The organism is Pseudonocardia oceani (genome assembly GCF_019263585.2).
GTDB classification, from domain to species: domain Bacteria; phylum Actinomycetota; class Actinomycetes; order Mycobacteriales; family Pseudonocardiaceae; genus Pseudonocardia; species Pseudonocardia oceani.
The window spans coordinates 3,422,004-3,441,427 of record NZ_JADQDF010000001.1 but is presented as its reverse complement, the minus strand read 5'-3'; the positions used below and the strand labels follow the sequence as shown (position 1 = coordinate 3,441,427).

The window sequence follows — 19,424 nt, the reverse complement described above, 5'->3', positions numbered from 1 at the left end:
GGCGTCTTCGCCGGCAGGGCTGTTCCGCTAGGAGGACGCGCCCTCCGAGGACGGCACGTAGTCCTGCCACTGCGGCATCTCGGTGCCGTGCATCGACGCCTCGAGCCGGTCGAGGTACCAGCGCCATCCCGCGGCGATGTCGGCGTCGTCCAGGCCCTCGACCGCCGCCTGGGTGAACACGAGCACCGCGCCGGTCCCGGCCGGCTCGATGTCGACGGCCACCCGCCACGATCGGCTCGCGTCCTCCGGGATGTCGACGACGAGCCGGCGCGGGGCGTCGCACTCGTGGATGGTCACCGTGACCGGCTGCGCCACCTCGCCGCCCGCGTCGACCTCGCCGGTGACGGTGAACTCGACGGTGCCGCCGACCCGACCGCGCCCGGTGTAGGTGCCGAACCAGCGGCCCAGGCGCTCGGAGTCGGTGACGGCCGACCACACGTCGTCGACGGGGTCCGGGAACTCCTTGCGCAGGACGATCTCACGCGGTGCGCTCATCGGGGTCTCCTCCTCCGGCGGCGCGGCGCTGCCGCCGGCCGCGGTGCATCTCGGTGTCCAGGGCGTCCAGGCGCCCGGCGGGGCCCGGCGCGGCGCGCAGCGGGCGGAACCCGTCGAGCCAGCGGTCCAGCTCTGCGAGCGGGGCGCGGTCGAGCGCGTACACGCGGTGCTGGCCCGCCACCCGCGAGGTGACGAGACCGGACTCCCGCAGCACGCGCAGGTGCCGGCTGACGGCCGGCCGCGACACCGGGAACCGCTCCGCGATCGCGCCCGCCGTGCTCTCCCCCGCGCCCAGGAGCTCGACGATCTGCCGGCGGACCGGGTCGGCGAGCGCGGCGAGGACGAGCACCTGATATGTGTAACACATCAGTTACGCATGGGGAAACGGGGAGGTCCGGGTCGTCACCTGCCCGTCGACGGCGGCCCTCACTCGAGGACCACGGCCACCGTGCCGTCGCTCAGGATCTGCAGCACCCGGCTGCTGCTCAGCTCCAGGACGTAGATCTCGCCGCCAGGGCCGACGGCGGTGCCGATCGGGTTGGCCAGTGACGCATCCACGGCCGAGGCACCCGTGACCGACGTGACGCACACCGGTGTGTCCGACGCCTCCTACCCCTACTCGGTGCGGGCCTGCACGCAGAGTGAGTACGTCACGGTCGAGGAGGAGTCCCAGTACGACGCCAGCTCGATCGTCTGCACGGACTGGTGGGGGACCTGATCGTCCGCTCCACGAACGCGAACGGCACTTCCACCCAACGTCATCGGGTGGAAGTGCCGTTCGCCTAGTGCGGGGATCAGGCCGCCGCGGTCACCTCGGCCGGCTCCAGGGCCAGCTCCAGGACCTCGGCGACGTCGGCCACCGGGTGGATCCGCAGCTCGCCGCGGATGCCCTCGGGCAGGTCGTCCAGGTCGGGCTCGTTGCGCTTGGGGATGATGACGTCGGTCAGCCCGGCCCGGTGCGCGGCCAGCAGCTTCTGCTTGACCCCGCCGATCGGGAGGACCTTGCCCTGCAGCGTGACCTCACCGGTCATGCCCACCGACGCCTTCACCGGCCGCCCGCTGGCGAGCGAGGCCAGCGCCGTCGTCATCGTGACGCCCGCGCTCGGCCCGTCCTTCGGGACCGCGCCCGCCGGCACGTGCACGTGCAGCTTGCGCGACGCCAGGTCACCCGCCAGGCCCTTCGACCGCAGGTAGCTCAGCGCGATCGACACCGACTCCTTCATGACGTCACCGAGCTGTCCGGTGAGCGTCAGGCCGGGGTCCCCGTCCATGGCCGTGGCCTCGATGAACAGGACGTCGCCGCCCGCCCCGGTCACGGCCAGCCCCGTCGCGACGCCGGGCACCGAGGTGCGCTCGGCCGACTCGGGGGTGAACTTCGGCCGTCCGAGGAACGTGACGAGCGCGTCGGCGTCGATGTGCACCGGCCGCTCGACGGTCTCGTCGTCGAGCCGCACGGCCACCTTGCGCAGCGCCTTGGCCAGGCCCCGCTCCAGCTGCCGCACGCCCGCCTCGCGGGTGTACTCGGCGGCGATCATCGACAGGGCGACGTCGGTGAACTCCACGTCGGACGGGTCGAGGCCGGCCTTCTCGATCTGCCGGGGCAGCAGGTGGTCGCGCGCGATGGCGACCTTCTCCGCCTCCGTGTAGCCGTCCAGCGTCACGACCTCCATGCGGTCGAGCAGCGGGCCGGGGATCGTGTCGAAGCCGTTGGCGGTGGCCAGGAACAGCACGTCGGACAGGTCGAGGTCGACCTCGAGGTAGTGGTCGCGGAACGTGTGGTTCTGCGCCGGGTCGAGCACCTCGAGCAGCGCGGCCGTCGGGTCGCCCCGGAAGTCGCTGCCGACCTTGTCGATCTCGTCGAGCAGCACGACGGGGTTCATCGTGCCGGCCTCGCGGATCGCGCGGACGATCCGGCCGGGCAGCGCGCCGACGTAGGTGCGCCGGTGGCCCCGGATCTCGGCCTCGTCGCGGACGCCGCCCAGCGCCACGCGGACGAACTTGCGCCCGAGCGCGTGCGCCACGGACTCCCCGAGCGAGGTCTTGCCGACGCCGGGCGGGCCGACGAGCGACAGCACCGCGCCGGAGCCGCGGCCGCCGACCTTCTCCATGCCCTTGCGGTCCCGACGGGCGCGGACGGCCAGGAACTCGATCAGCCGCTCCTTGACGTCGTCGAGGCCGGCGTGGTCGGCGTCCAGGATGGCCCGGGCCGCCTTCAGGTCCGTGTTGTCGGTGGTCGACCCGGTCCACGGGATGTCGAGGACGGTGTCGAGCCACGTGCGGATCCAGCCCGACTCCGGGCTCTGGTCCGACGCGCGCTCCAGCTTGCCGACCTCGGTCAGCGCCGCCGTGCGGACGTGCTCGGGCAGGTCGGCGGACTCCACGCGGGCGCGGTAGTCGTCCGATCCGTCGGGCTCGCCCTCCCCCAGCTCCTTGCGGATCGCGGCCAGCTGCTGGCGCAGCAGGAACTCGCGCTGGGTCTTCTCCATGCCCTCGCGGACGTCGTGCGAGATCTTCTCGGAGACCTCCTGCTCGGCGACGTGCGCGCGGGTCCACTCGACCAGCAGCTCGAGCCGCTTGACCACGTCGGTCTCGGCGAGCAGCTGGGCCTTGTGCTCCAGGTCGAGGTAGGAGGCCCACCCCGCAGTGTCGGCGAGCTGGCCGGGGTCGGTGATCTGCTGCACCGAGTCGATGACCTGCCAGGCGCCCCGCTGCTGCAGGATGCCGACGACCAGCGCCTTGTACTCCTTCGCCAGCTCCGTCGCGTGCCCGGTGACGGGCCCGTCCTCGACGGGGGTGGCCTCCACCCAGAGGGCGGCACCGGGGCCGGTCACGCCGGACCCGATCTGCGCGCGGCCCTCGCCGCGCACCACGGCTGCGCGCTCCCCGCTGGGGAGCCTGCCGACCTGCTCGAGGACGGCGATCGTGCCCACGGCGGCGTACCTGCCGTCGAGGCGGGGGACGACCAGGACCTTGCGGTCGACGCTCTGCGCTGCGTCGACCGCCGCCTGGACCTCGGAGTCGTCGAGTCGAACGGGAACCACCATGCCGGGCAGCACCACCGAGTCGGCGAGCGGAAGCACCGGCAGCTTCAGCGTCTCTGTCATGTCCGGTCCAACAGTTACAGCGTTGAACATGTTCCAGCGTTCAAGGAAGTACGCTGTGAGTGAACTCAGGAACCTTGAGCGGAGCCGGCTCTACCCGCTGAAGGTCTCCCAGTCGGACCCGGCCATCGGACGGCGGCCGTTCGACAGAGATCCCTCGAGGCGCAGGAGGACTCGGAGGTGCGGTGGCGCTTCGGGTCCGTTCACGTGCTGGACGACCGTCCGGACGCTGCCCGCCTCGCGCACTCCACGGACGTAGTCGAGGAGCAGGTCGGGAACCCAGCCGATGGGAGTGCCGTCGACGACGACCTGCACCGCGAGCGGGTTCTTCGGATTGGTGGGCTCGGGAACGAGCTCCACCTCGCGCCCACGCACGAGCGGCGGGAGACGACCCTCGTTGCAGTAGCGCACGCCGTGCACCAGGAACATGCACGTCGTCGACCCGTCGGCGCCGACCGCCGGCACGGGGAAGACCTGGATCGTGTCCCCGCTGCTCCGCCCCCCGGAACGAGCGAGCTGCTCCCATGGGGTCGCGCCCGGAGCGAGATCCAGCTGGCGGAGGAACGCCTGGAAGTCGGGTCGGCGCGGGCTCATGATCCGCGGTGCGAAGAGCGGGAACAGCCGTTCACTGCGGTAGTCGGTTCTCCAGTCCGGGAAGTTCAGGAACGGACGGAAGCCCGGAACGAGCAGCGCTGGTCGCAAGTAGCGGAAGCGGTACTCGTCGTGCCCGTGGTCCAGCAGCGCGACCGGCGCGATCCGTCGACTCTCCGGGTTCTGCCAGGCCACCACGAGCCGCCCCTGAGACCTCCCCGCGTCCCAGGACGGGTCGGACGCGAGACCTGGTGCCTGCTCGGTCACCGATTCATCAACGCCCGTTGTCGACCCGTTCGAGTCGTCCACGCCAGAGGGACTCCGTCTCCCAGCCGGCGGTGCGCAGCACCCGCTCGGCGACGTCGACCAATGTGGCACGTTGCGCCTTGGGCGTGTCCGGGTCGTGCTCGAACCAATCCGCCCTGGCGCGTCGGACGAAGTGCGACGAACCGTCGGGACGCTCCGGCACCGCCCTCCGCTTGTCGTCGGTCAGGTTGAACCCGACGCTGCTCGCGTGGTCGTAGGACGACGCCAGGACGAGCGGCAGAGAGTCCACCGTACTGCGCAGTACTGCCCAGTTCTGGTCGTGCCTGTCCTGGTTCGCCACCCAGGCGTCGAGGACGACGTAACCCGCGAAGGCCTCGAGTGCGTCCGACAGCCCCGAACCCGCCGGTGCGGCGCAGTCCGACAGAGCTGCCGCGATGGCTTCGGGACCGTGCCCCGGCCGGCCTCGCGGACGGCGCTCCCGCCCGTTGGCGTCGAGGAAGGGACCGCTGTACGTACGAGGACGAGCCGGTACCGTGAGGAACGCGCCCGGCGGTACCGCCGACTTCAGTGACCGAGGCCCTCGACGACCTCGGCACCGGACAGGCGGGCGGCGAGCTCCCCGGGCAGGGCGAGCTTGGAGTGCCGCACCCCCGACCCGATGACGACGGCGGGCGCGGCCGCCACCGCCGCGTCGACGAGCAGGGGCCAGTCGGCGGGCAGGCCGACCGGGGTGATGCCGCCGTACTCCATGCCCGTGATCGCCACGGCGTCGTCCATCGGGGCGAAGGAGGCCTTGCGGGCGTCGAGGCGGCGGCGCACCAGGCCGTTGACGTCGGCGCGGGTCGTGGCGAGCACCAGGCAGGCGGCGTACCGGACGGACTCGCCGCGGCGCCCGGCCACGACGACGCAGTTGGCGGAGCCGTCGAGCGGGGAGCCGTAGGCGGCGCAGAACTCCGCGGTGTCGGCGAGCGCCGGGTCGATCTCGGCGACGCCGACGAGGGCGGCGTCGGCGGGATCCAGGTCCTTGAGCGCGCGGGCGACCGGGTCGGCGAGCAGGTCGGGCCGGTCGAGCGCCGGCACCGCGGTCAACGAGCCGAGGACGGGCCGGCTCACCAGTGCGGTCCGCCGCCCTGCACGCCGACGATGGCCGGGCGGACGTCGACGATGTAGACCAGCGACGCCACGAGCGCGGCCAACCAGAACAGGGAGCCGCTGCTGCCCAGCCCGCCGTAGAAGACGACGAGGATCAGGACGCTGGCGCCGGTGATGCCGAGCCACGCGGGCTTGGTGAGCCTGTCGGCCGCGGTGAACGCGTCGGCCCGCTGCATGAGCGCGTGCACGAAGGCGAAGCCGCCGACGGGGATCGCGAGCAGCCCGATGCCCCACAGGATGTAGTTATCCAGGACATCGAGGAACTCGTACACGCCCGTCAATGTACCCGGAGGCCGCGGACAGCACAGCGCCCCCGGAGCGGGAGGCTCCGGGGGCGCTGCGCGGACGTGCGGTGGATCAGCTGGAGGCCGACCCGTTGGTGCGGCGCGCGGCCGGCTTGGGGGCCGCGGCCTTGGGGGCGGTGGCCTTCGGGGTGGTGGTCTTGGGCGCCGTGCGGTTGGCGGCCTTGCGGCTCGCCGAACGCGTGGCGCCGGCGACCTCGTCGCCGGTCTCGTTGATCGCGGCGGCGGCGTCGTCACCGGCGTCGGCGACCTTGTCGGAGGCGTCCTTCGCGACCTCGGAGGCGTCCTTGGCGACCTCGGACACGGCCTCCGCGGTCTCGGCGGCGAACTCCTGGGTGGCGCGGGCGGCCTTCTCACCGGTGGAGCGCGTCTGGCGGGTGACGGTCGACAGCGCCTTCTCGGCGACGTCGTGCGCGTCGTCCACCAGCACGTCGACGCGGGCGTCGAGCTTGTCGGTGTAGGTCTCGATCGTCGAGATGGCGTTCTTCACCTGCGGCTGCTTGCGGATGCGGCCCCAGGTCTTCTCGCCGCGCTCGGCGAAGCCGGTGTAGCGCTCCTCGGCGTCGGCGCGCAGGTCGGCGACCAGCTGGCGCAGGCTCTCGGGCGAGAGGCGCTGGGGCAGCTCGGCGGCGCGGTTGGCGGCCTCCTCGGCGCGGGCCCGGGCGTCGACGACGGCCTTGGTCACGGTGGAGTAGGCGTAGTCGCCGGCACCGAGAACGGCCAGCAGCGGGGTGCGAGCGACCTCGGCGCGCTGGGACACGTTCTGCGCGGCCTGGGCGCGGGCCTTGCGGACGTCGGTGGAAGTGGGCAGCTGAACAGCCATGGTGGTCACTCCTTGTCTGTGGGTCGGGGGTCGACGGCGGCGTCGTTCTCCCGGCGGAACGTGGCGTAGATGTCGAGGAGCACCTGCTTCTGGCGCTCCGTCAGGGTCGGATCGGCGAGCACGGCGTCGGTGACGACGCTCGCCGGGCGTTCGTCGAGGATCCCGGCTCTCACGTAGAGCGCCTCCGCGGAGATGCGGAGACCCTTCGCGATCTGCTGGAGGATCTCGGCCGACGGCTTGCGCAGGCCCCGCTCGATCTGGCTGAGGTAGGGGTTGCTGACTCCGGCCGTCCGCGCGAGCTGTCGGAGCGAGACATCGGCCAGCTCGCGCTGGCTCCGGATGTACGACCCGATCCCCTCGACGGTCTGACCGACGGCGTGACCGGCGTGCTCGACCACATGGCCGACCTGCTCGACGACCTGGCCCACCCGCTCGGTGGACCGATCCTGCTTGTCGTCACTGCTCATCCCGTTCACCTCCGTCCCTGTCGCAAGCGACGCTACCCGCCACTGCTAGCAGTTGCAAGCACACTGCTTGCGCAGGTGGCGTGGCCCTCACCACACCCACGACGGCACGCGCGTACGTTCCCCGCGTGCCCCCTGCACCGACCGGCCAGGCCCCCGCACTGGGCGCCGTCGCCGTCGGGGGCGCGCTCGGGGCGCTCGCGCGCTGGGGTGCGGGCCTGGCCCTGCCGGCCGCACCGGCGGCGTTCCCGCTCGCCACGTTCGGCGTCAACGTCGCCGGGTGCCTGGTCATCGGCGCGCTGCTGGTGGTGCTCACCGAGGTCGTGACGGCGCACCCGCTGGCCCGCCCGTTCCTGGCCACCGGCGTGCTCGGCGGGTTCACGACGTTCTCCACCTACGCGGTCGACGTCCACACCCTGCTGGGCGCGGGCCGCCCCGCCGTCGCCGCGGCCTACCTGCTCGGGACGCTGATCGCGGCGCTCGCCGCCACCTGGCTCGGCGCCCGCCTCGCCCGCGCGGCCGCGGGGGTGCCGCGGTGACCGCGCTGCTCGTCGTCCTCGGTGCGGCGGTCGGGGCACCACTGCGCTACGCCGTCGACCGCGCGGTGCAGGCCCGGTTCGGAGCGCCGTGGGGCACCTTCGCCGTCAACGTCGCCGGGTCGCTCGTGCTCGGCGTGGTGGTCGGGGCCGCGGCGCCGCCGGAGGTGCTGGCGCTGGTGGGCACCGGCTTCTGCGGAGCGCTCACCACCTACTCGACGTTCGGCTGGGAGACGGTGGTGCTCGGGCGCGACGGGCGGCGGGCCGCGGCGGCGCTCAACGCCGTCGGCTCGGTGGTGGCCGGGCTGGCCGCGGCGGGCGTCGGCCTGGCGCTGGGTGCGGCGCTCGGGGCCTGAGCCCGCGCCATCCCCCGAGCGAACGGCACTCTCACCCAGCCCGGCTGGGCGGGAGTGCCGTTCGCCCACCGCGGGGTGGGGCGCCCCCTCAGCCGAACAGCACCTGGCTCACCGCGTAGATGGCCAGACCCGCCAGCGCGCCGACGACCGTGCCGTTGATGCGGATGAACTGCAGGTCGCGCCCGACCTGGAGCTCGACCTTGCGGCTGGTCTCCTCGGCGTCCCATCGCGAGACGGTGTCGGTGATCAGCGTGGTGATCTCGGCGCGGTAGTGCCGCACGACGTAGCCGGCGGCGTCGGCGAGCCAGCCGTCGAGCTTGGCGCGCAGCGCGTCGTCGGACGACAGGCGCTGTCCCAGCGAGAGCAGCCCGTCGCGCACGCGCACCCGCAGCGCGCTCGACGGGTCGGCGGCGGCGTCGAGGATCAGCCCCTTGACGACGCCCCACGCGCCGCCGATGAACTTCTGCACGTCGGGGTGCCCGACGATCTGCTGCTTGATCTTCTCGGCGCGCTCGATGGTCTCGGGGTCGCTCTGCAGGTCGGCGGCGAACTCGTCGAGGTAGCGGTCGACGGCCAGGCGCAGCGGGTGCTGCGGGTCGGTCTTCACCGCCCACGCGAACGTCTGGACCTCCAGGAACACGCGGTCGGCGATCATGTCGTCGACGAACCGGGGCGACCACGACGGCGCGCGCTCGTGCACCACCCGCAGCACCATCTCCTGGTTCTGCGACACCCAGTCGTAGGCGCGGTCGATGACGAGGTCGACGAGCCGGTGGTGCGACTGGTCCGACAGGATCCCCTCGAGCACCGTGCCCAGCGGCGGGCCGACCGGGCGCTCCATCAGCTTGCGCACGAGCACCTGGTCGATGACCTCCTGCACGTCCTCGTCGCGCAGGACGGTGACGACGCCGCGGGCCGCCGTGGCGAGCTCGGCGGTGACGCGGTCGGCGTTGGCCGGCTGGCCGATCCACGCACCGACGCGCTGCGAGACCTCGACGCGCGCGAGCTTGTCGCGCACCACGGCCTCGGACAGGAAGTTCTCGCCGACGAAGTCGCCGAGACTGTCGCCGATCATGTCCTTCTTGGTCGGGATGATCGCCGTGTGCGGGATCGGGAGCCCGAGCGGGCGCCGGAACAGCGCGGTGACGGCGAACCAGTCGGCCAGCGCGCCGACCATCGCGGCCTCGGCGGTGGCGCGGACGTAGCTGATCCACGTCGGGCCGTCGGCCGACTCCCACCAGCGCGACGCGAGGAAGACCAGCGCCGCCACCAGCAGCAGGCCGGTGGCCAGCGACTTCATCCTGCGGAGGTCGCGGGCCTTCGTGGCCGGGTCCATCGACCCGATCCCGAGCCCGACCTCCACCACCGGCCGGGAACGGGGCACGGATGCCGCCGTTCGGGTGTTCTGCGGGGTCTGCACGAACCCATAGTGCCCGCGCGCGCGAACCCCTGCGTGACCGGACGCGATCCGGTCGGTGCCCCCCGAGGACGTGTTGCCCCCATGCCCCCGGGGGGCACCATCGCGTCCTGGTCATGGCCGGGGCCGATGGTGATCCACCGGCCCCGGCCAGAGTTCGGGGTGCGGCTGCGCCGGGAGGGAGAAGTGCCCCCTCCGGGCGCCGCACCTCGCCGGATGCTCGGCGGTCCGGGCGCGGCTCGACGAGCCGCGGCAGCGGGACCGTGCCGGTCCGGCTCGCGGTCGGCTAGGACCGCATCCCGGCTGCGACGGCAGCGGCGGGCCGCTGGGCGCCCGGATGCCTCTCGCGGTCGGACCGCCACCGGGCGCTGCCGGCCGCGGCGGAGACGATCAGGTCTGCGGACGGGACGCGGTAGCCGGTGAGCGCCGGCGACACCCGCCAGTGCACCCAGCCGTCGGGCACCTGCGACGGCGGCGCGAGCACCGTGGCACCCGCGGTGTGCAGGACGATCCCCTCGGTCGCCAGCAGGTCGGCGGGCAGGACGGCCCCCGCCGTCACCGGGTACCACCACGAACCGGTGGGCGTGCCCGCCACCGGGACCACCATGTCGACGGCCCGCAGCTGGGCGCAGACGCCGCGGCCGATGACCGCCGGCACCTCCAGCACGTCGAGCGTGACGCCCGTGACCAGGCGCAGCTCCGTGGGCGACTCCTCGATCACCGGCCATCCGTGCACCGTGAACTCCCGCGCCGCCGCGCGCAGCTCCGCACCGTGGACCGTGCGGTAGCTGTCCCAGCCCGACATGTCTCGCTCCCCTGCGTCGTCGTCTTCCTGTGACACTCAACACCACCGTCGACCGGCAGGAGACGCACCTGGAGCCCCCGTTCGGCGACCGTGCGTGACTCCGGGACGAGCGGGGCGCGACACCGTCGGGCGACGACGGGCGGCGAGGGAGCAGCGGGCGACCGGTCCAGGTCGGCGGGCCGACGGCTACTCCGTTCGGAGGGCGGGCCGGTCGCCGTGCGGCCGCCGTCGGCCAGCGGCTGCCACGATGGCGCCATGATGCTGGTGACCGGTGCGACCGGGTACCTGGGCAGTGCGCTCGTCGAGCTGGCCGTGCGCCGGGGCCTGGCGGTGCGGGCGGCCGTCCGCGACGCCGACCGCGCGCGGGCCCTGCTGCCCGCCGGGGTGGAGGTGGCCGTGGCCGACCTGGGCGACGTCGACGCGCTGACGCGGGCCGCCCGGGGCTGCACCGGCGTGCTGCACCTGGCCGGCTCGGTCGGGCACTCGGCGGAGGAGACGCGGCGCGCCAACGTCGACGGCACCCGGGCCGTGCTGTCCGCCGCGACGGCCGCGGGCGTGCCGCGGTTCGTCTACACCAGCAGCAGCGCGGCGATCATGGACGCCGACGGGCTCCTCGCCGAGGAACCGGTCGGCCCGCCCGCGCTCACCGACGCCTACTCGCTGAGCAAGGCCGAGGCCGAGCGGGTCGTCCTGGCGGCCCCGGGGATCGAGGCGATGGTCGTCAACCCGGTCAGCGTCTTCGGGCCGAGCCCGCTGGGCCCGCACTCCTACAACGGGCTGTTCCTCGCGGCCGCGCGCGGTGAGGTCCCGGCCGTCGTCGACGCGACGGTGGGCTGGGTGCTCGCCGAGGACGCGGCGCTCGGGCACCTGCTCGCGCTCGAGCACGGCGAGCCGGGGCGGCGCTACCTGCTGTGCGGGGGCACGGCGAGGTTCGGGCACGTGCTGCACGCGTTCGCCGCGCACGTCGGCGGGGCCCGGGTGCGGGTGCTGCCGCCCGGGTCGGCGCTGGGCGAGGACGCGGGGACGTTCGCGCGGCGCTCGGAGGTCTACGGGCACTTCCCGCCGGTGCACGTCGACGACCGGGGCGCACGGGCGCTGGGGTTCGCCCCGCGCGGCGTCGACGAGGGGCTCGCACTCACCGCGGCCTGGACCGGCACGCTGACCGGCACGCCCTGACCACGCCGGTGCCGGCGACCCCGCGGAGGGATCGCCGGCACCGGGTCAGGTCCGGGGGGACCTCAGATCGGGCGGACCGTGTCGGCCTGCGGGCCCTTGGCGCCCTGGCTCGACTCGAAGTCGACGCGCTGGTTCTCCTCCAGCGTCCGGAACCCGTCCGACTGGATGGCCGAGTAGTGGACGAAGACGTCCGGACCGTTGTCGTCGGTCGCGATGAAGCCGAAGCCCTTCTCGGCGTTGAACCACTTGACGGTGCCCTGCGGCATACCTGTTCTCCCACACGTGAAGCGGACCCGGCCGGCACTGTGCAGACCGGGGGCTGCGGGGCGGGACACGGGAACGGCGAGCGTGCGACGCCCGTGGAGCCCGCCGTCGACTTGTCCACGGACGCTTCACAACGAGCGGGAAAGGCACGACTGCAACCGCGCGGAAACCTATCACGGGGCCCCTGCCGCCGAGCGGTCCCGGAACGCGCTCCCGAAGATCGTCCCGCGGGTCCGCCGCAGCCCGCGGACCAGGCACGACGCCCATCACCCACGGTGAGATCAGTGGTCCGACACGCCTACCGCGGGTGACGATCTTGATCTTTCGGGGGACGTCGGCCCACTCCTACCTCGACGGGTGACCGCGGCGGTCCCGCAGGACGCCGGGCCGGACCCACTCCGGTGACGCCCGGCGCGCCGGACCGTGTCACCACCCGGGCGGGGTCCCCCGATGCGGTCACGGCGGCGGCAGGAGTGACGGAACGGACGCACGGGACGCCGGTGGCGGGGCCCTCGGCGCCGTCGGCACCCTGGTGCGGCCCGGGGGCCCCGCGCATCATTCCGCCCGTCAGAACCGTCGACATCGGGGAGGGCTCCAGTGCGGGGTCGGAGAATTGCTCAGACGATCATCGTCGTGACGGCGAGCGGCGCTCTCGCCGTGCTCGGCGCGGGCGGCGCGAGCGCGGCGGTGCCGCAACAGGTGGTGCCGGTCGTACCGGACCCGCCGACGCCGGTGGGCGGTCTGCTCAACGGCGTGCTGTCCACCCTGCAGGGCCTGCTGCCCGATCTGCTGGGCGGCACCATCCCGGCCGTCCCGGTGGTCCCGGTCGTGCCCGTCGACACCGCGCTCGTGCCCGTCCCGGGCGGTCTCCCGGCGGTGCCCGTGGCCCCCGCGATCCCGGTGGCGGCGCTGCCGGCCCTGCCCTCCGACGCCGCTGTGCCGGCCGTGCCGGCCCTGCCCGCCGCGGGCGAGCAGCTGCCCGAGCCCGACCCCTGCGCGCCCGTTCCCGCAGCTCCGGGCGTCGACGACCCGGCGGCGACCGCGCCGGCGCTGCCCGCGCTCCCCGCCGACGCCCCCGCCCTGCCGGCCGACCTGCCCGCTCTGCCCGCCGACCCGGCGGCCGCGCTGCCGATCGACCCGACGGTGATCGACCCCACCACGGGTCTGCCGGTCGGCTGCCCGCCGGTCGACGAGGTCCCCGGCGCGCCGGCCCTGCCCGCTCCCGGCGCCCTGCCCGACCCGGCCGCCGGACTCCCCGCACTGCCGGACCCGGCCCTGCCCGCCCCGGCCCTGCCCGCCGACCTGCCCGCCGACCTGCCCGCCCTCCCCGCGCCGGACCTCCCGGCCCCGGCCCTGCCCGCCCTGCCGGACCCGGCCGCGGCCCTGCCCGCCCCCGCGCTCCCGGGGCTCGGCGGCTGATCCCCGCCACCGCCGAGGAGGCGCACCGGTCGAGGTCCTACGGGCCCGGGCGGTGCGCTTCCGCGTCCGGCCGGGGCTCGTCGTGCAGCGGCCCGGTGAGACCCCGTTCGAGTGAGCGGAACACCGTGTCGAGCAGGTCGCGCAACTCCCCGTCGTCATGGCCGAGCCACCGCTCGTACGCGGCAAGGGCGACGCCCAGGCTCGCGTGCCCGACCGTCTGGGGCACGAGGTCGTCGGGCGACACCCCGAGCCGCGCGGCCACGTAGTCGGCGACGACCCGGCGCCAGGCCGCGTAGCGCAGCGTCGAGTGCGCCTGCAGCGCGGGCGTGCCGAGGATCAGCCGCAGCCGGCTGCGGTGCCAGGGCTGCTCGTCGGGGTGGACCTCGTTGAAGTCGAGCACCGCGGCGCGGACCCCGTCCATCACGGGGACGTCGGGCGGGAGCGCCGCGAACGTGGCGCGCATGCGGTCGAGCTGCTCGTCGAACGCCCCCCAGGGGATGTCGTTCTTCGAGGCGTAGTAGCGGAAGACGGTGCGGCGGCCGATGCCCGCGGCGGTGGCGATGTCGTCGACGGTGGTGCGGTCGAAGCCGCGGCGGGTGAACAGGTCGAGCGCGATGTGCTCGATCTCGACCCGGGACGTGACGGGGCGGCGGCCGGACCGGCGGGATCCGGCCGCTCCCACCCCGCTGCGCATGGCGGACACCGACGCCTCCTCGGGCGCAGCCCGCGCCCCCGCCGATCCTGCCACGCGCGCCCGGTCAGGACCCGCGGACCGGTTGCCCGTCGCTCACGGCCCCGTCGACGGGCTCGACGCCGTCGTCGCCCGTCCCCTCGAAGGCGTGCAGCCCGTGCCGCACCAGGTTGCGACCCGCGGCCTTGGCCGCGTAGAGCGCGGCGTCGGCGACCTCGAGCAGCCGGTCGAGGTCGGTGCCGTCGGCCGGGAACGTGGCGACGCCGACCGAGACCGACACGTCGTCGAGCACGACCGGGCCGCGCGGGCCGGACACCTCGGGGCGCATCTCGTCGATGCGGCGGCGGATGCGGTCGGCGACCGCACCGGCGGTGGTGCGCAGGTCCTCGCCCTCGGTGGAGGCCAGCAGAACGACGAACTCCTCGCCGCCGTAGCGCCCGACGACGTCCTCGTCGCGCACCTCGGCGCGCAGCACGGCCCCGATGTCGGTGAGCACCTCGTCGCCCGCGAGGTGGCCGTAGCGGTCGTTGACGAGCTTGAAGTGGTCGAGGTCGAGCAGCAGCACCGCGACGGTCGCCTCGGCGTGCCGGGCCGCCCGCAGCGCCCGCTCGGCCTGCAGCCGCCAGGCCACGGCGTTGAGCAGCCCGGTCTTGGCGTCGGTGCTCGCGGCCACCTCGAACTGGCGGACCAGCACCGTGCGGTGCAGCACGACCAGCGGGGGCAGCGCGAGGAGCGCGTACTCGGCGCCGAAGACGGTGACGGCGGCCGCGAGCACCGCACCCATCGCGAGCGTGGCCAGCTCCAGCTGGAGCTCGTCGCCGTGGCCGACGGCGCGGCGCCAGGTCGTGCGCGGCCCGGTCATCCGGATCGCCGCGACCACGAGCAGCAGGTTGACCGACGCGTACGCCACCACCGCCAGCGCGACGACCGCGAGCCCGACCGGCGTGCGGAACAGGTCGGCGTCCCCGGCGAGCCGGGCGACGGCCGCCGCGGCGTGCACTGCGAGCACCACCGTGGCCGTGCTGAACACGACCCGGTACGGCGGGAACCCCGACGGGCGCCACGCCCGCAGGTAGAGGTGGGAGTAGACGAGCAGGACGACCGCCGTGGCCATGCACCCGGGGAGCAGCAGCGCGGCGGCGAACGTCCAGACGGAGCTGAGGTCCAGGTGCGGGGTCTCGTCGACCCGCCGCCGCAGCCGCTCGACGCTGAGCGCGGCCTCCGTGTGCAGGATCCCGGCGAGCGAGAGCCCGGCCACCGTCCACAGCCGCGCCGCCGTGACGTCCGGCGGGGAGAGCGCGCCGTCGACGACGACCAGCACGGCGAGCAGCTCGACCGCGATCAGCAGGGCCGCGAGCCGACCGGGGATCGACCGGATGGCCCAGCCGGACGGCGCGACGGACCGGTGCGGTGACAGTGGAGTGCCTCCTGATCCCTCTCGCCCGTACCGGGCACGGTCCGACCACCTCTCCGGGTGATCGTAACCGTCACGGTCGACCAGAGCGTGCCGTCAGGCGACGCGGTAGTCGAAGTCGTCGTCCTCGACGTCGTCGCGGTCGTCGTCGTCGCGGTCGCGGTCGCGGTCGCCGTCGTCGTCGCGGTCGTCGTCGCGGTCGTCGTCGTCGAGCACGGCCGGGTCGTTCCGCTCGTCGAAGGCGCCGTCGCCGTCGTCGAGGTGCAGCACGGCGGTCAGGTCGTCGTCGTCGGAGGTGCCGGCGGGCACGGGCTCGGTGAGGGTGACGGTGACCGGGCCGGTCTGGCCGGGCGCCAGCGGGGCCCAGCCGAGGACGCGGCCGGGGCGGTCGTCGTCATCGGTGCGGATGACGACGAAGCCGGCGCCTGCGGTGGTCCGGGCCTGACGGACCACGACGGTGCGGCCGTCACCGGACTGGTCGTCGGCGTCGACGGTGGCCCCGGGGTCGGAGACGGCGGCGGGGAGCGCGCCGGGCGCGGCCGGGGCGGCGGCTGCGGGGGCCGTTCCGGCCGGCTGCGGCGCGACCACCGGGACGACCGGGGTGGTGGTGTCGCCGGAGCCGCACGCGGTGAGCAGTGCGGCGCCGGCGGCGAGTGCGAGGAGCGTCGTCTTGGTCATGGGGACCAGTCGACGGCTCCGGCGTGAGACGCGTCTGAGGTGGTTCTGAGACGGGTCTCATCTGGGTCACCCCGGTCGTGCGGCCCCCCGCATGAGGTCGAGGACGGCGTGCTGCGCAGGCGTGGTCGCGGGACCGGGCCCGTCGTCGTCGGCCAGCGAGGCCGTCGACCAGCAGGGGAAGGCGCGCTCGGACAGACCCGTCTGGAGCACGGTGACGGCCTCGTGGCGGGGGTCGAGCTCGATGCGGCAGTACAGCGACCGCACGGCGTCCTCCTCGCCCTCGAGGACCTGCACGAACACGTCGTCGGCGACGAGCAGTGCACCGGTGATGAGGTGGCGGTCGCGGGCGGCGCCGATCAGCTCGCCGAGCGCGGCCCCGCGGTCCGGGGCGGGGCTGACGTCGCGGCTGCGGTAGATCAGGCGGAAGACGAGGTCCGGCGCGGTCTGGCGGCGCGTGCTGCCCACGGTGTCCCCCTCCGGTCCGACGACCGGAGTGCCGGTCGAGCGCCATCGTGGGTGTCCGTGATCACGGGGGACGTCTCAGTTTGCGACCGTGCCGGGAAGGAGATCACCGGCCGGCGCGGGCACGGCGGTGGGAGGTGGCCAGGGGCGGGGTCGAACCGCCGACCTACCGCTTTTCAGGCGGTCGCTCGTACCAACTGAGCTACCTGGCCGGGCGGTCCGGTGTGGAACCGGACCGTGGAGCGACCCAGACGGGACTCGAACCCGCGACCTTCGCCGTGACAGGGCGACGCGCTAACCAACTGCGCCACTGGGCCTTGCTTCGTACTGTGGAGCTATCGAGATGTCGAGCGGTCCAACCGTACCCCCAACGGGATTCGAACCCGCGTTGCCGCCTTGAAAGGGCGGAGTCCTAGGCCACTAGACGATGGGGACTCGCACAGCCGAGGCCGTCCGTGCCGTCCACGACTGTGCGTTGGGAGCCCGCCAATCATAGGACAGGTCCACGGAGCCCCCCGCAGCGGGGGTCGACTCAGCGGCTGACCGGCGGCGGGAGGTCGGGCGTGGAGGAGATCAGACCGAGCATGTCGAGCAGCTCGTGCAGGTCCTCGGTGCCCGAGGAGTTCTCGGCGACGACCTTGCGCGCGCGGTGCAGCTGGTCGTCGCTGACGCGGTAGGCGTCCGATGCGGTGCGCTGGCTCGGGATCGGGCCGGTGACCCGGTCGCCGGTCTCGCGTCGCGCACTTCCGATACCGCCGGTCATCGCAGCCTCCCCGCCCCCGTGGTCACCCCCGTGACCGTGACCGAGACGTTACCTACCGGGAGTCCCCCGCGCACGCCCCTCCGCGAGTGAGTGGGCGCCCCGATCGTGACTCCCTGCAGCGGTGCGACCACCGGTGTCGGCGGGCGCGGTGACCTCTGCCACCATGTCCTGATCCCGTTCGAGGAGGTCCGATGGCTGTCGAGGCACCGTTCCGCACGCACGTCACCGTCGCCGGCATGACGTGCCGGCACTGCGTGATGTCGGTCACGGAGGAGGTGTCCGAGATCGACGGCGTCAGCGCCGTCGACGTGCGGCTCGACGACGGCCTCGTCACCGTGCTGGGCGACCGCGACATCGAGCGCGACGAGATCGCCGCCGCCGTGTCCGAGGCGGGCTTCGAGCTCGTCGGCTGAGAGCGGCTCGCGCTCACGACCGACCGGGCGGCCCCGACGGCCGTAGGGTGCCGGGCATGCCGTCCGACCGCCGTGCGCGCCGCCGCCCGCAGGGCCCCGGGCCCGAGGCGCACGATCCCGAGCTCGCCTCCTACCTCGCCGCGCTCGCTCCCGGCTCCGAGGAGCACGCCACCGAGCTGACGGGGCGCTTCGGCTCGGCCCAGGTCTTCCAGCTCCGCCTGCCCGCGCTGCGCATCGAGCAGCTGCGGCGCATCGCACGGGAGCGCGGCGTCTCCCCGGGCGCGCTGGCCGTCGACTGGGTCGTCGAGCGCCTCGACCGCGAGGACACCCCCACCGGCCCGCTCGCCGTCGTCGAGCAGGCGGAGAAACGCCGTCGCGGCCCGCTGAGCCGGCTGGGCCGCCGCTCCTCCCCCTCCTAGAACCGCCCTCCCGGGACCGTCAGGGCCCGGAGACCAGCACCCGGCTCTCACCGCCGTCGAGGCAGGGGCTGCCGCTGAGCAGCGCGGGGTCGAGTGCGTCGGCCAGGGCGCGGTAGCCCGCGGCCGAGAGGTGCAGGCCGTCGCCGGAGTCGAAGGCGGGCGCGAGGCGCGAGGCGTCGGCCGGGTCGGCGACGGCGGCGGCGAAATCGGCCACCCCGTCGGCGTGCTCGGCGCCGTGGGCGCGCACCCAGGCGTTGACCGACTCGCGGGTGGCGATCGCCTCCGGCGTGCCGTGGGCCCCCGTCGCGGACGGCGTGATCGTCGTCAGCACGACCCGGGTGCCGCCTGCGCGGGCGCGCTCGGCGAAGGCCACCATCCCCGCGACGATCGCGTCGGCCTTGCGGCCGGCGGCGATGTCGTTGGTGCCGATGTGGAGCACGACGTCGGTGGCCGCGCCGACGTCGCGGTCGTAGCGCGAGAGCGGCGAGTCGCCGTCGACGAGCGGGGCGTCGGACAGCAGCTGGTTGCGCGAGATCCCCGAGTTGAGCACGGCCATCACCGACGGGCCGCCCGCGGCGGTGAGGCGGCGCGACAGGGCGTCGGACCACCGCTCCCCCGGGCCGGCGCCGACGCCGTCGGTGATCGAGTCACCGATCGTGACGACGGAGTTGACGGGGCGCGGCGCCAGGACGTCGACGCCGGTGAGCACCATCCACGACGTCACGGGCGTGTCGAACGCGGCACCGTCGTCGGCCAGCGCGGCGTCGCCCGGCCGGGACAGGTACGAGGTCTGCAGCGCCACCCCGTGCTGGGTGAGCACGTCGGGCGGGGTCACCAGGAACAGGCTGACGGCGAGCGGCCTGCCGACCTCGGCGACGAGCGCCACCGGGTCGCTGACGGCCTCGGCCCCCGGCGCCACCGTGACGCCCGACAGCCCGCCGAACGCGACCGGGCGCATCGTGCCGGGCACCAGGCCCGCGGCGCCGTCGGACCAGCCCGCGGACACTGTGCCGACCTGCATCGGCGTGGCCCCGTAGGCGTTGGACAGCCGGACGCGCACCTGCGAGCCGGTGACCTGCGGGACCACCACCATGCGCAGCGTGCGGCCGGCGAGCGCCGGGTCGGCCGGGCCGGGCTGCGCGGCGGCGTGCCAGGCGCCTGCCCAGGCGGGTGCGCAGTCGGGGCCGGGGGCGGCCGCCGCCCCGTAGCCGGCCGCCTCCGGCCGGCGGTCGGTGAGGGCGAACGCCCCGAGGAGGCAGATCAGCGCGGCGGCGGCGACGAGCCCTCGAACCCCGTTGCGCACCCGTGCCCCAGCCCCCATCGCGCGTCCCACCCGACCCCTCGTTCCGACGTCCCGCAGTGTCATCGCCGCGACCACCGCGTTCGTGACGACACACGTCGCTCGAACGGGTAGTA

Annotated in this window: 26 protein-coding genes and 3 tRNA genes; 7 read left to right on the top strand and 22 right to left on the bottom strand. The window is 74.3% G+C overall.

From position 1 onward, the window contains the following. Positions 1 to 27: 27 nt before the first annotated feature. Genes I4I82_RS17320 through I4I82_RS34465 form a run of 3 tightly spaced genes read right to left on the bottom strand, consistent with a single transcriptional unit; the run spans position 28 to position 1,053 of the window. Positions 28 to 495, bottom strand: a complete 468-nt coding sequence (locus tag I4I82_RS17320) for an SRPBCC domain-containing protein (RefSeq protein WP_218590792.1) — start codon at positions 493 to 495, stop codon at positions 28 to 30. Then, positions 479 to 862, bottom strand: a complete 384-nt coding sequence (locus I4I82_RS17315; RefSeq protein WP_218590793.1) for an ArsR/SmtB family transcription factor — start codon at positions 860 to 862, stop codon at positions 479 to 481. The genes I4I82_RS17320 and I4I82_RS17315 overlap by 17 nt, the downstream gene beginning before the upstream one ends. Before the next feature lie 59 nt (positions 863 to 921). After that, complete coding sequence (locus I4I82_RS34465; protein WP_267460560.1) at positions 922 to 1,053, bottom strand: hypothetical protein; 132 nt, start codon at positions 1,051 to 1,053, stop codon at positions 922 to 924. A 13-nt stretch (positions 1,054 to 1,066) separates the two neighbouring features. On the opposite strand from I4I82_RS34465, the gene I4I82_RS17310 reads away from it, so the two are divergent. Beyond that, a complete protein-coding gene (locus tag I4I82_RS17310) occupies positions 1,067 to 1,213 on the top strand; it encodes a hypothetical protein (RefSeq protein ID WP_218590794.1) in 147 nt (48 codons plus the stop codon). A 76-nt stretch (positions 1,214 to 1,289) separates the two neighbouring features. Here the strand turns inward: I4I82_RS17310 and lon are convergent, their stop codons facing one another. The 7 genes from lon to I4I82_RS17275 form a co-directional block, all read right to left on the bottom strand. Beyond that, the gene (gene lon, locus I4I82_RS17305; RefSeq protein WP_218590795.1) at positions 1,290 to 3,599 is read right to left on the bottom strand and encodes an endopeptidase La; all 2,310 of its coding nucleotides are present in this window, start codon (positions 3,597 to 3,599) and stop codon (positions 1,290 to 1,292) included. Between the two features lie 90 nt (positions 3,600 to 3,689). Continuing rightward, positions 3,690 to 4,454 (bottom strand): hypothetical protein, encoded by a 765-nt coding sequence (locus I4I82_RS17300; RefSeq protein WP_218590796.1) that lies wholly within the window; start codon positions 4,452 to 4,454, stop codon positions 3,690 to 3,692. A 7-nt stretch (positions 4,455 to 4,461) separates the two neighbouring features. Continuing rightward, positions 4,462 to 4,794, bottom strand: a complete 333-nt coding sequence (locus I4I82_RS17295) for a hypothetical protein (RefSeq protein WP_218590797.1) — start codon at positions 4,792 to 4,794, stop codon at positions 4,462 to 4,464. Between the two features lie 224 nt (positions 4,795 to 5,018). After that, complete coding sequence (locus I4I82_RS17290) at positions 5,019 to 5,567, bottom strand: YbaK/EbsC family protein (RefSeq protein WP_218590798.1); 549 nt, start codon at positions 5,565 to 5,567, stop codon at positions 5,019 to 5,021. After that, the gene (locus I4I82_RS17285; RefSeq protein WP_372451412.1) at positions 5,564 to 5,878 is read right to left on the bottom strand and encodes a DUF2516 family protein; all 315 of its coding nucleotides are present in this window, start codon (positions 5,876 to 5,878) and stop codon (positions 5,564 to 5,566) included. Before I4I82_RS17285 ends, I4I82_RS17290 begins: the two co-directional genes overlap by 4 nt. Before the next feature lie 85 nt (positions 5,879 to 5,963). Further along, complete coding sequence (locus I4I82_RS17280; protein WP_218590799.1) at positions 5,964 to 6,731, bottom strand: hypothetical protein; 768 nt, start codon at positions 6,729 to 6,731, stop codon at positions 5,964 to 5,966. Between the two features lie 5 nt (positions 6,732 to 6,736). After that, complete coding sequence (locus I4I82_RS17275; RefSeq protein ID WP_218590800.1) at positions 6,737 to 7,198, bottom strand: helix-turn-helix domain-containing protein; 462 nt, start codon at positions 7,196 to 7,198, stop codon at positions 6,737 to 6,739. Between the two features lie 125 nt (positions 7,199 to 7,323). Between I4I82_RS17275 and crcB (I4I82_RS17270) the strand changes: the two genes are divergently transcribed. Continuing rightward, complete coding sequence (gene crcB, locus I4I82_RS17270) at positions 7,324 to 7,734, top strand: fluoride efflux transporter CrcB (protein WP_226370113.1); 411 nt, start codon at positions 7,324 to 7,326, stop codon at positions 7,732 to 7,734. After that, positions 7,731 to 8,087: a fluoride efflux transporter CrcB gene (crcB, locus tag I4I82_RS17265; protein ID WP_218590801.1), complete on the top strand. Its 357-nt coding sequence runs from the start codon at positions 7,731 to 7,733 to the stop codon at positions 8,085 to 8,087. The genes crcB (I4I82_RS17270) and crcB (I4I82_RS17265) overlap by 4 nt, the downstream gene beginning before the upstream one ends. 88 nt (positions 8,088 to 8,175) lie before the next feature. Here crcB (I4I82_RS17265) and I4I82_RS17260 read toward each other — a convergent pair whose 3' ends face one another. Both I4I82_RS17260 and I4I82_RS17255 read right to left on the bottom strand, forming a co-directional pair. Then, positions 8,176 to 9,423 (bottom strand): DUF445 domain-containing protein, encoded by a 1,248-nt coding sequence (locus I4I82_RS17260; protein WP_218590807.1) that lies wholly within the window; start codon positions 9,421 to 9,423, stop codon positions 8,176 to 8,178. A gap of 367 nt (positions 9,424 to 9,790) precedes the next feature. Beyond that, complete coding sequence (locus I4I82_RS17255) at positions 9,791 to 10,309, bottom strand: hypothetical protein (protein WP_218590802.1); 519 nt, start codon at positions 10,307 to 10,309, stop codon at positions 9,791 to 9,793. A 255-nt stretch (positions 10,310 to 10,564) separates the two neighbouring features. On the opposite strand from I4I82_RS17255, the gene I4I82_RS17250 reads away from it, so the two are divergent. Continuing rightward, the gene (locus tag I4I82_RS17250; protein ID WP_218590803.1) at positions 10,565 to 11,485 is read left to right on the top strand and encodes an NAD-dependent epimerase/dehydratase family protein; all 921 of its coding nucleotides are present in this window, start codon (positions 10,565 to 10,567) and stop codon (positions 11,483 to 11,485) included. Between the two features lie 62 nt (positions 11,486 to 11,547). On the opposite strand, the gene I4I82_RS17245 is transcribed toward I4I82_RS17250, so the two are convergent. Beyond that, entirely contained in the window at positions 11,548 to 11,751 is a 204-nt protein-coding gene (locus tag I4I82_RS17245; protein ID WP_094921020.1) for a cold-shock protein, read from the bottom strand. Between the two features lie 631 nt (positions 11,752 to 12,382). Between I4I82_RS17245 and I4I82_RS17240 the strand changes: the two genes are divergently transcribed. Continuing rightward, positions 12,383 to 13,168, top strand: a complete 786-nt coding sequence (locus I4I82_RS17240; RefSeq protein ID WP_218595869.1) for a hypothetical protein — start codon at positions 12,383 to 12,385, stop codon at positions 13,166 to 13,168. Positions 13,169 to 13,205: 37 nt separating this feature from the next. On the opposite strand, the gene mftR is transcribed toward I4I82_RS17240, so the two are convergent. The 8 genes from mftR to I4I82_RS17200 form a co-directional block, all read right to left on the bottom strand. Then, positions 13,206 to 13,862, bottom strand: a complete 657-nt coding sequence (gene mftR / locus I4I82_RS17235; RefSeq protein ID WP_218593915.1) for a mycofactocin system transcriptional regulator MftR — start codon at positions 13,860 to 13,862, stop codon at positions 13,206 to 13,208. A 64-nt stretch (positions 13,863 to 13,926) separates the two neighbouring features. Then, on the bottom strand, positions 13,927 to 15,180 hold the full coding sequence (locus I4I82_RS17230) for a GGDEF domain-containing protein (protein ID WP_218593914.1): 1,254 nt from the start codon (positions 15,178 to 15,180) through the stop codon (positions 13,927 to 13,929). Positions 15,181 to 15,369: 189 nt separating this feature from the next. Then, a complete protein-coding gene (locus I4I82_RS17225) occupies positions 15,370 to 15,951 on the bottom strand; it encodes a DUF7282 domain-containing protein (RefSeq protein WP_218593913.1) in 582 nt (193 codons plus the stop codon). 66 nt (positions 15,952 to 16,017) lie between these two features. Next, on the bottom strand, positions 16,018 to 16,416 hold the full coding sequence (locus I4I82_RS17220; protein ID WP_218593912.1) for a BLUF domain-containing protein: 399 nt from the start codon (positions 16,414 to 16,416) through the stop codon (positions 16,018 to 16,020). Positions 16,417 to 16,551: 135 nt separating this feature from the next. Beyond that, positions 16,552 to 16,625: transfer RNA gene (locus I4I82_RS17215), tRNA-Phe, on the bottom strand. A 31-nt stretch (positions 16,626 to 16,656) separates the two neighbouring features. Then, positions 16,657 to 16,730: transfer RNA gene (locus tag I4I82_RS17210), tRNA-Asp, on the bottom strand. A 45-nt stretch (positions 16,731 to 16,775) separates the two neighbouring features. Further along, positions 16,776 to 16,848: transfer RNA gene (locus I4I82_RS17205), tRNA-Glu, on the bottom strand. Positions 16,849 to 16,945: 97 nt separating this feature from the next. After that, on the bottom strand, positions 16,946 to 17,176 hold the full coding sequence (locus I4I82_RS17200) for a hypothetical protein (RefSeq protein WP_218593911.1): 231 nt from the start codon (positions 17,174 to 17,176) through the stop codon (positions 16,946 to 16,948). Positions 17,177 to 17,367: 191 nt separating this feature from the next. Here I4I82_RS17200 and I4I82_RS17195 point away from each other — a divergent pair, with 191 nt between their 5' ends. Both I4I82_RS17195 and I4I82_RS17190 read left to right on the top strand, forming a co-directional pair. Continuing rightward, positions 17,368 to 17,589 (top strand): heavy-metal-associated domain-containing protein, encoded by a 222-nt coding sequence (locus I4I82_RS17195; protein ID WP_172155110.1) that lies wholly within the window; start codon positions 17,368 to 17,370, stop codon positions 17,587 to 17,589. 56 nt (positions 17,590 to 17,645) lie between these two features. Further along, positions 17,646 to 18,008 (top strand): hypothetical protein, encoded by a 363-nt coding sequence (locus I4I82_RS17190; protein ID WP_218593910.1) that lies wholly within the window; start codon positions 17,646 to 17,648, stop codon positions 18,006 to 18,008. A gap of 19 nt (positions 18,009 to 18,027) precedes the next feature. On the opposite strand, the gene I4I82_RS17185 is transcribed toward I4I82_RS17190, so the two are convergent. Beyond that, entirely contained in the window at positions 18,028 to 19,329 is a 1,302-nt protein-coding gene (locus tag I4I82_RS17185) for a GDSL-type esterase/lipase family protein (RefSeq protein WP_218595868.1), read from the bottom strand. Between the last annotated feature and the right edge of the window lie 95 nt (positions 19,330 to 19,424).

Bases quoted from the DNA above. Each gene is read 5' to 3' on its own strand.
- I4I82_RS17320 (WP_218590792.1), bottom strand. From the start codon at position 495: ATGAGCGCACCGCGTGAGATCGTCCTGCGCAAGGAGTTCCCGGACCCC.
- I4I82_RS17315 (WP_218590793.1), bottom strand. From the start codon at position 862: ATGTGTTACACATATCAGGTGCTCGTCCTCGCCGCGCTCGCCGACCCG.
- lon (WP_218590795.1), bottom strand. From the start codon at position 3,599: ATGACAGAGACGCTGAAGCTGCCGGTGCTTCCGCTCGCCGACTCGGTG.
- I4I82_RS17280 (WP_218590799.1), bottom strand. From the start codon at position 6,731: ATGGCTGTTCAGCTGCCCACTTCCACCGACGTCCGCAAGGCCCGCGCC.
- I4I82_RS17275 (WP_218590800.1), bottom strand. From the start codon at position 7,198: ATGAGCAGTGACGACAAGCAGGATCGGTCCACCGAGCGGGTGGGCCAG.
- I4I82_RS17260 (WP_218590807.1), bottom strand. From the start codon at position 9,423: ATGGACCCGGCCACGAAGGCCCGCGACCTCCGCAGGATGAAGTCGCTG.
- I4I82_RS17255 (WP_218590802.1), bottom strand. From the start codon at position 10,309: ATGTCGGGCTGGGACAGCTACCGCACGGTCCACGGTGCGGAGCTGCGC.
- I4I82_RS17250 (WP_218590803.1), top strand. From the start codon at position 10,565: ATGATGCTGGTGACCGGTGCGACCGGGTACCTGGGCAGTGCGCTCGTC.
- I4I82_RS17245 (WP_094921020.1), bottom strand. From the start codon at position 11,751: ATGCCGCAGGGCACCGTCAAGTGGTTCAACGCCGAGAAGGGCTTCGGC.
- mftR (WP_218593915.1), bottom strand. From the start codon at position 13,862: ATGCGCAGCGGGGTGGGAGCGGCCGGATCCCGCCGGTCCGGCCGCCGC.
- I4I82_RS17225 (WP_218593913.1), bottom strand. From the start codon at position 15,951: ATGACCAAGACGACGCTCCTCGCACTCGCCGCCGGCGCCGCACTGCTC.
- I4I82_RS17200 (WP_218593911.1), bottom strand. From the start codon at position 17,176: ATGACCGGCGGTATCGGAAGTGCGCGACGCGAGACCGGCGACCGGGTC.
- I4I82_RS17195 (WP_172155110.1), top strand. From the start codon at position 17,368: ATGGCTGTCGAGGCACCGTTCCGCACGCACGTCACCGTCGCCGGCATG.
- I4I82_RS17190 (WP_218593910.1), top strand. From the start codon at position 17,646: ATGCCGTCCGACCGCCGTGCGCGCCGCCGCCCGCAGGGCCCCGGGCCC.
- I4I82_RS17185 (WP_218595868.1), bottom strand. From the start codon at position 19,329: ATGGGGGCTGGGGCACGGGTGCGCAACGGGGTTCGAGGGCTCGTCGCC.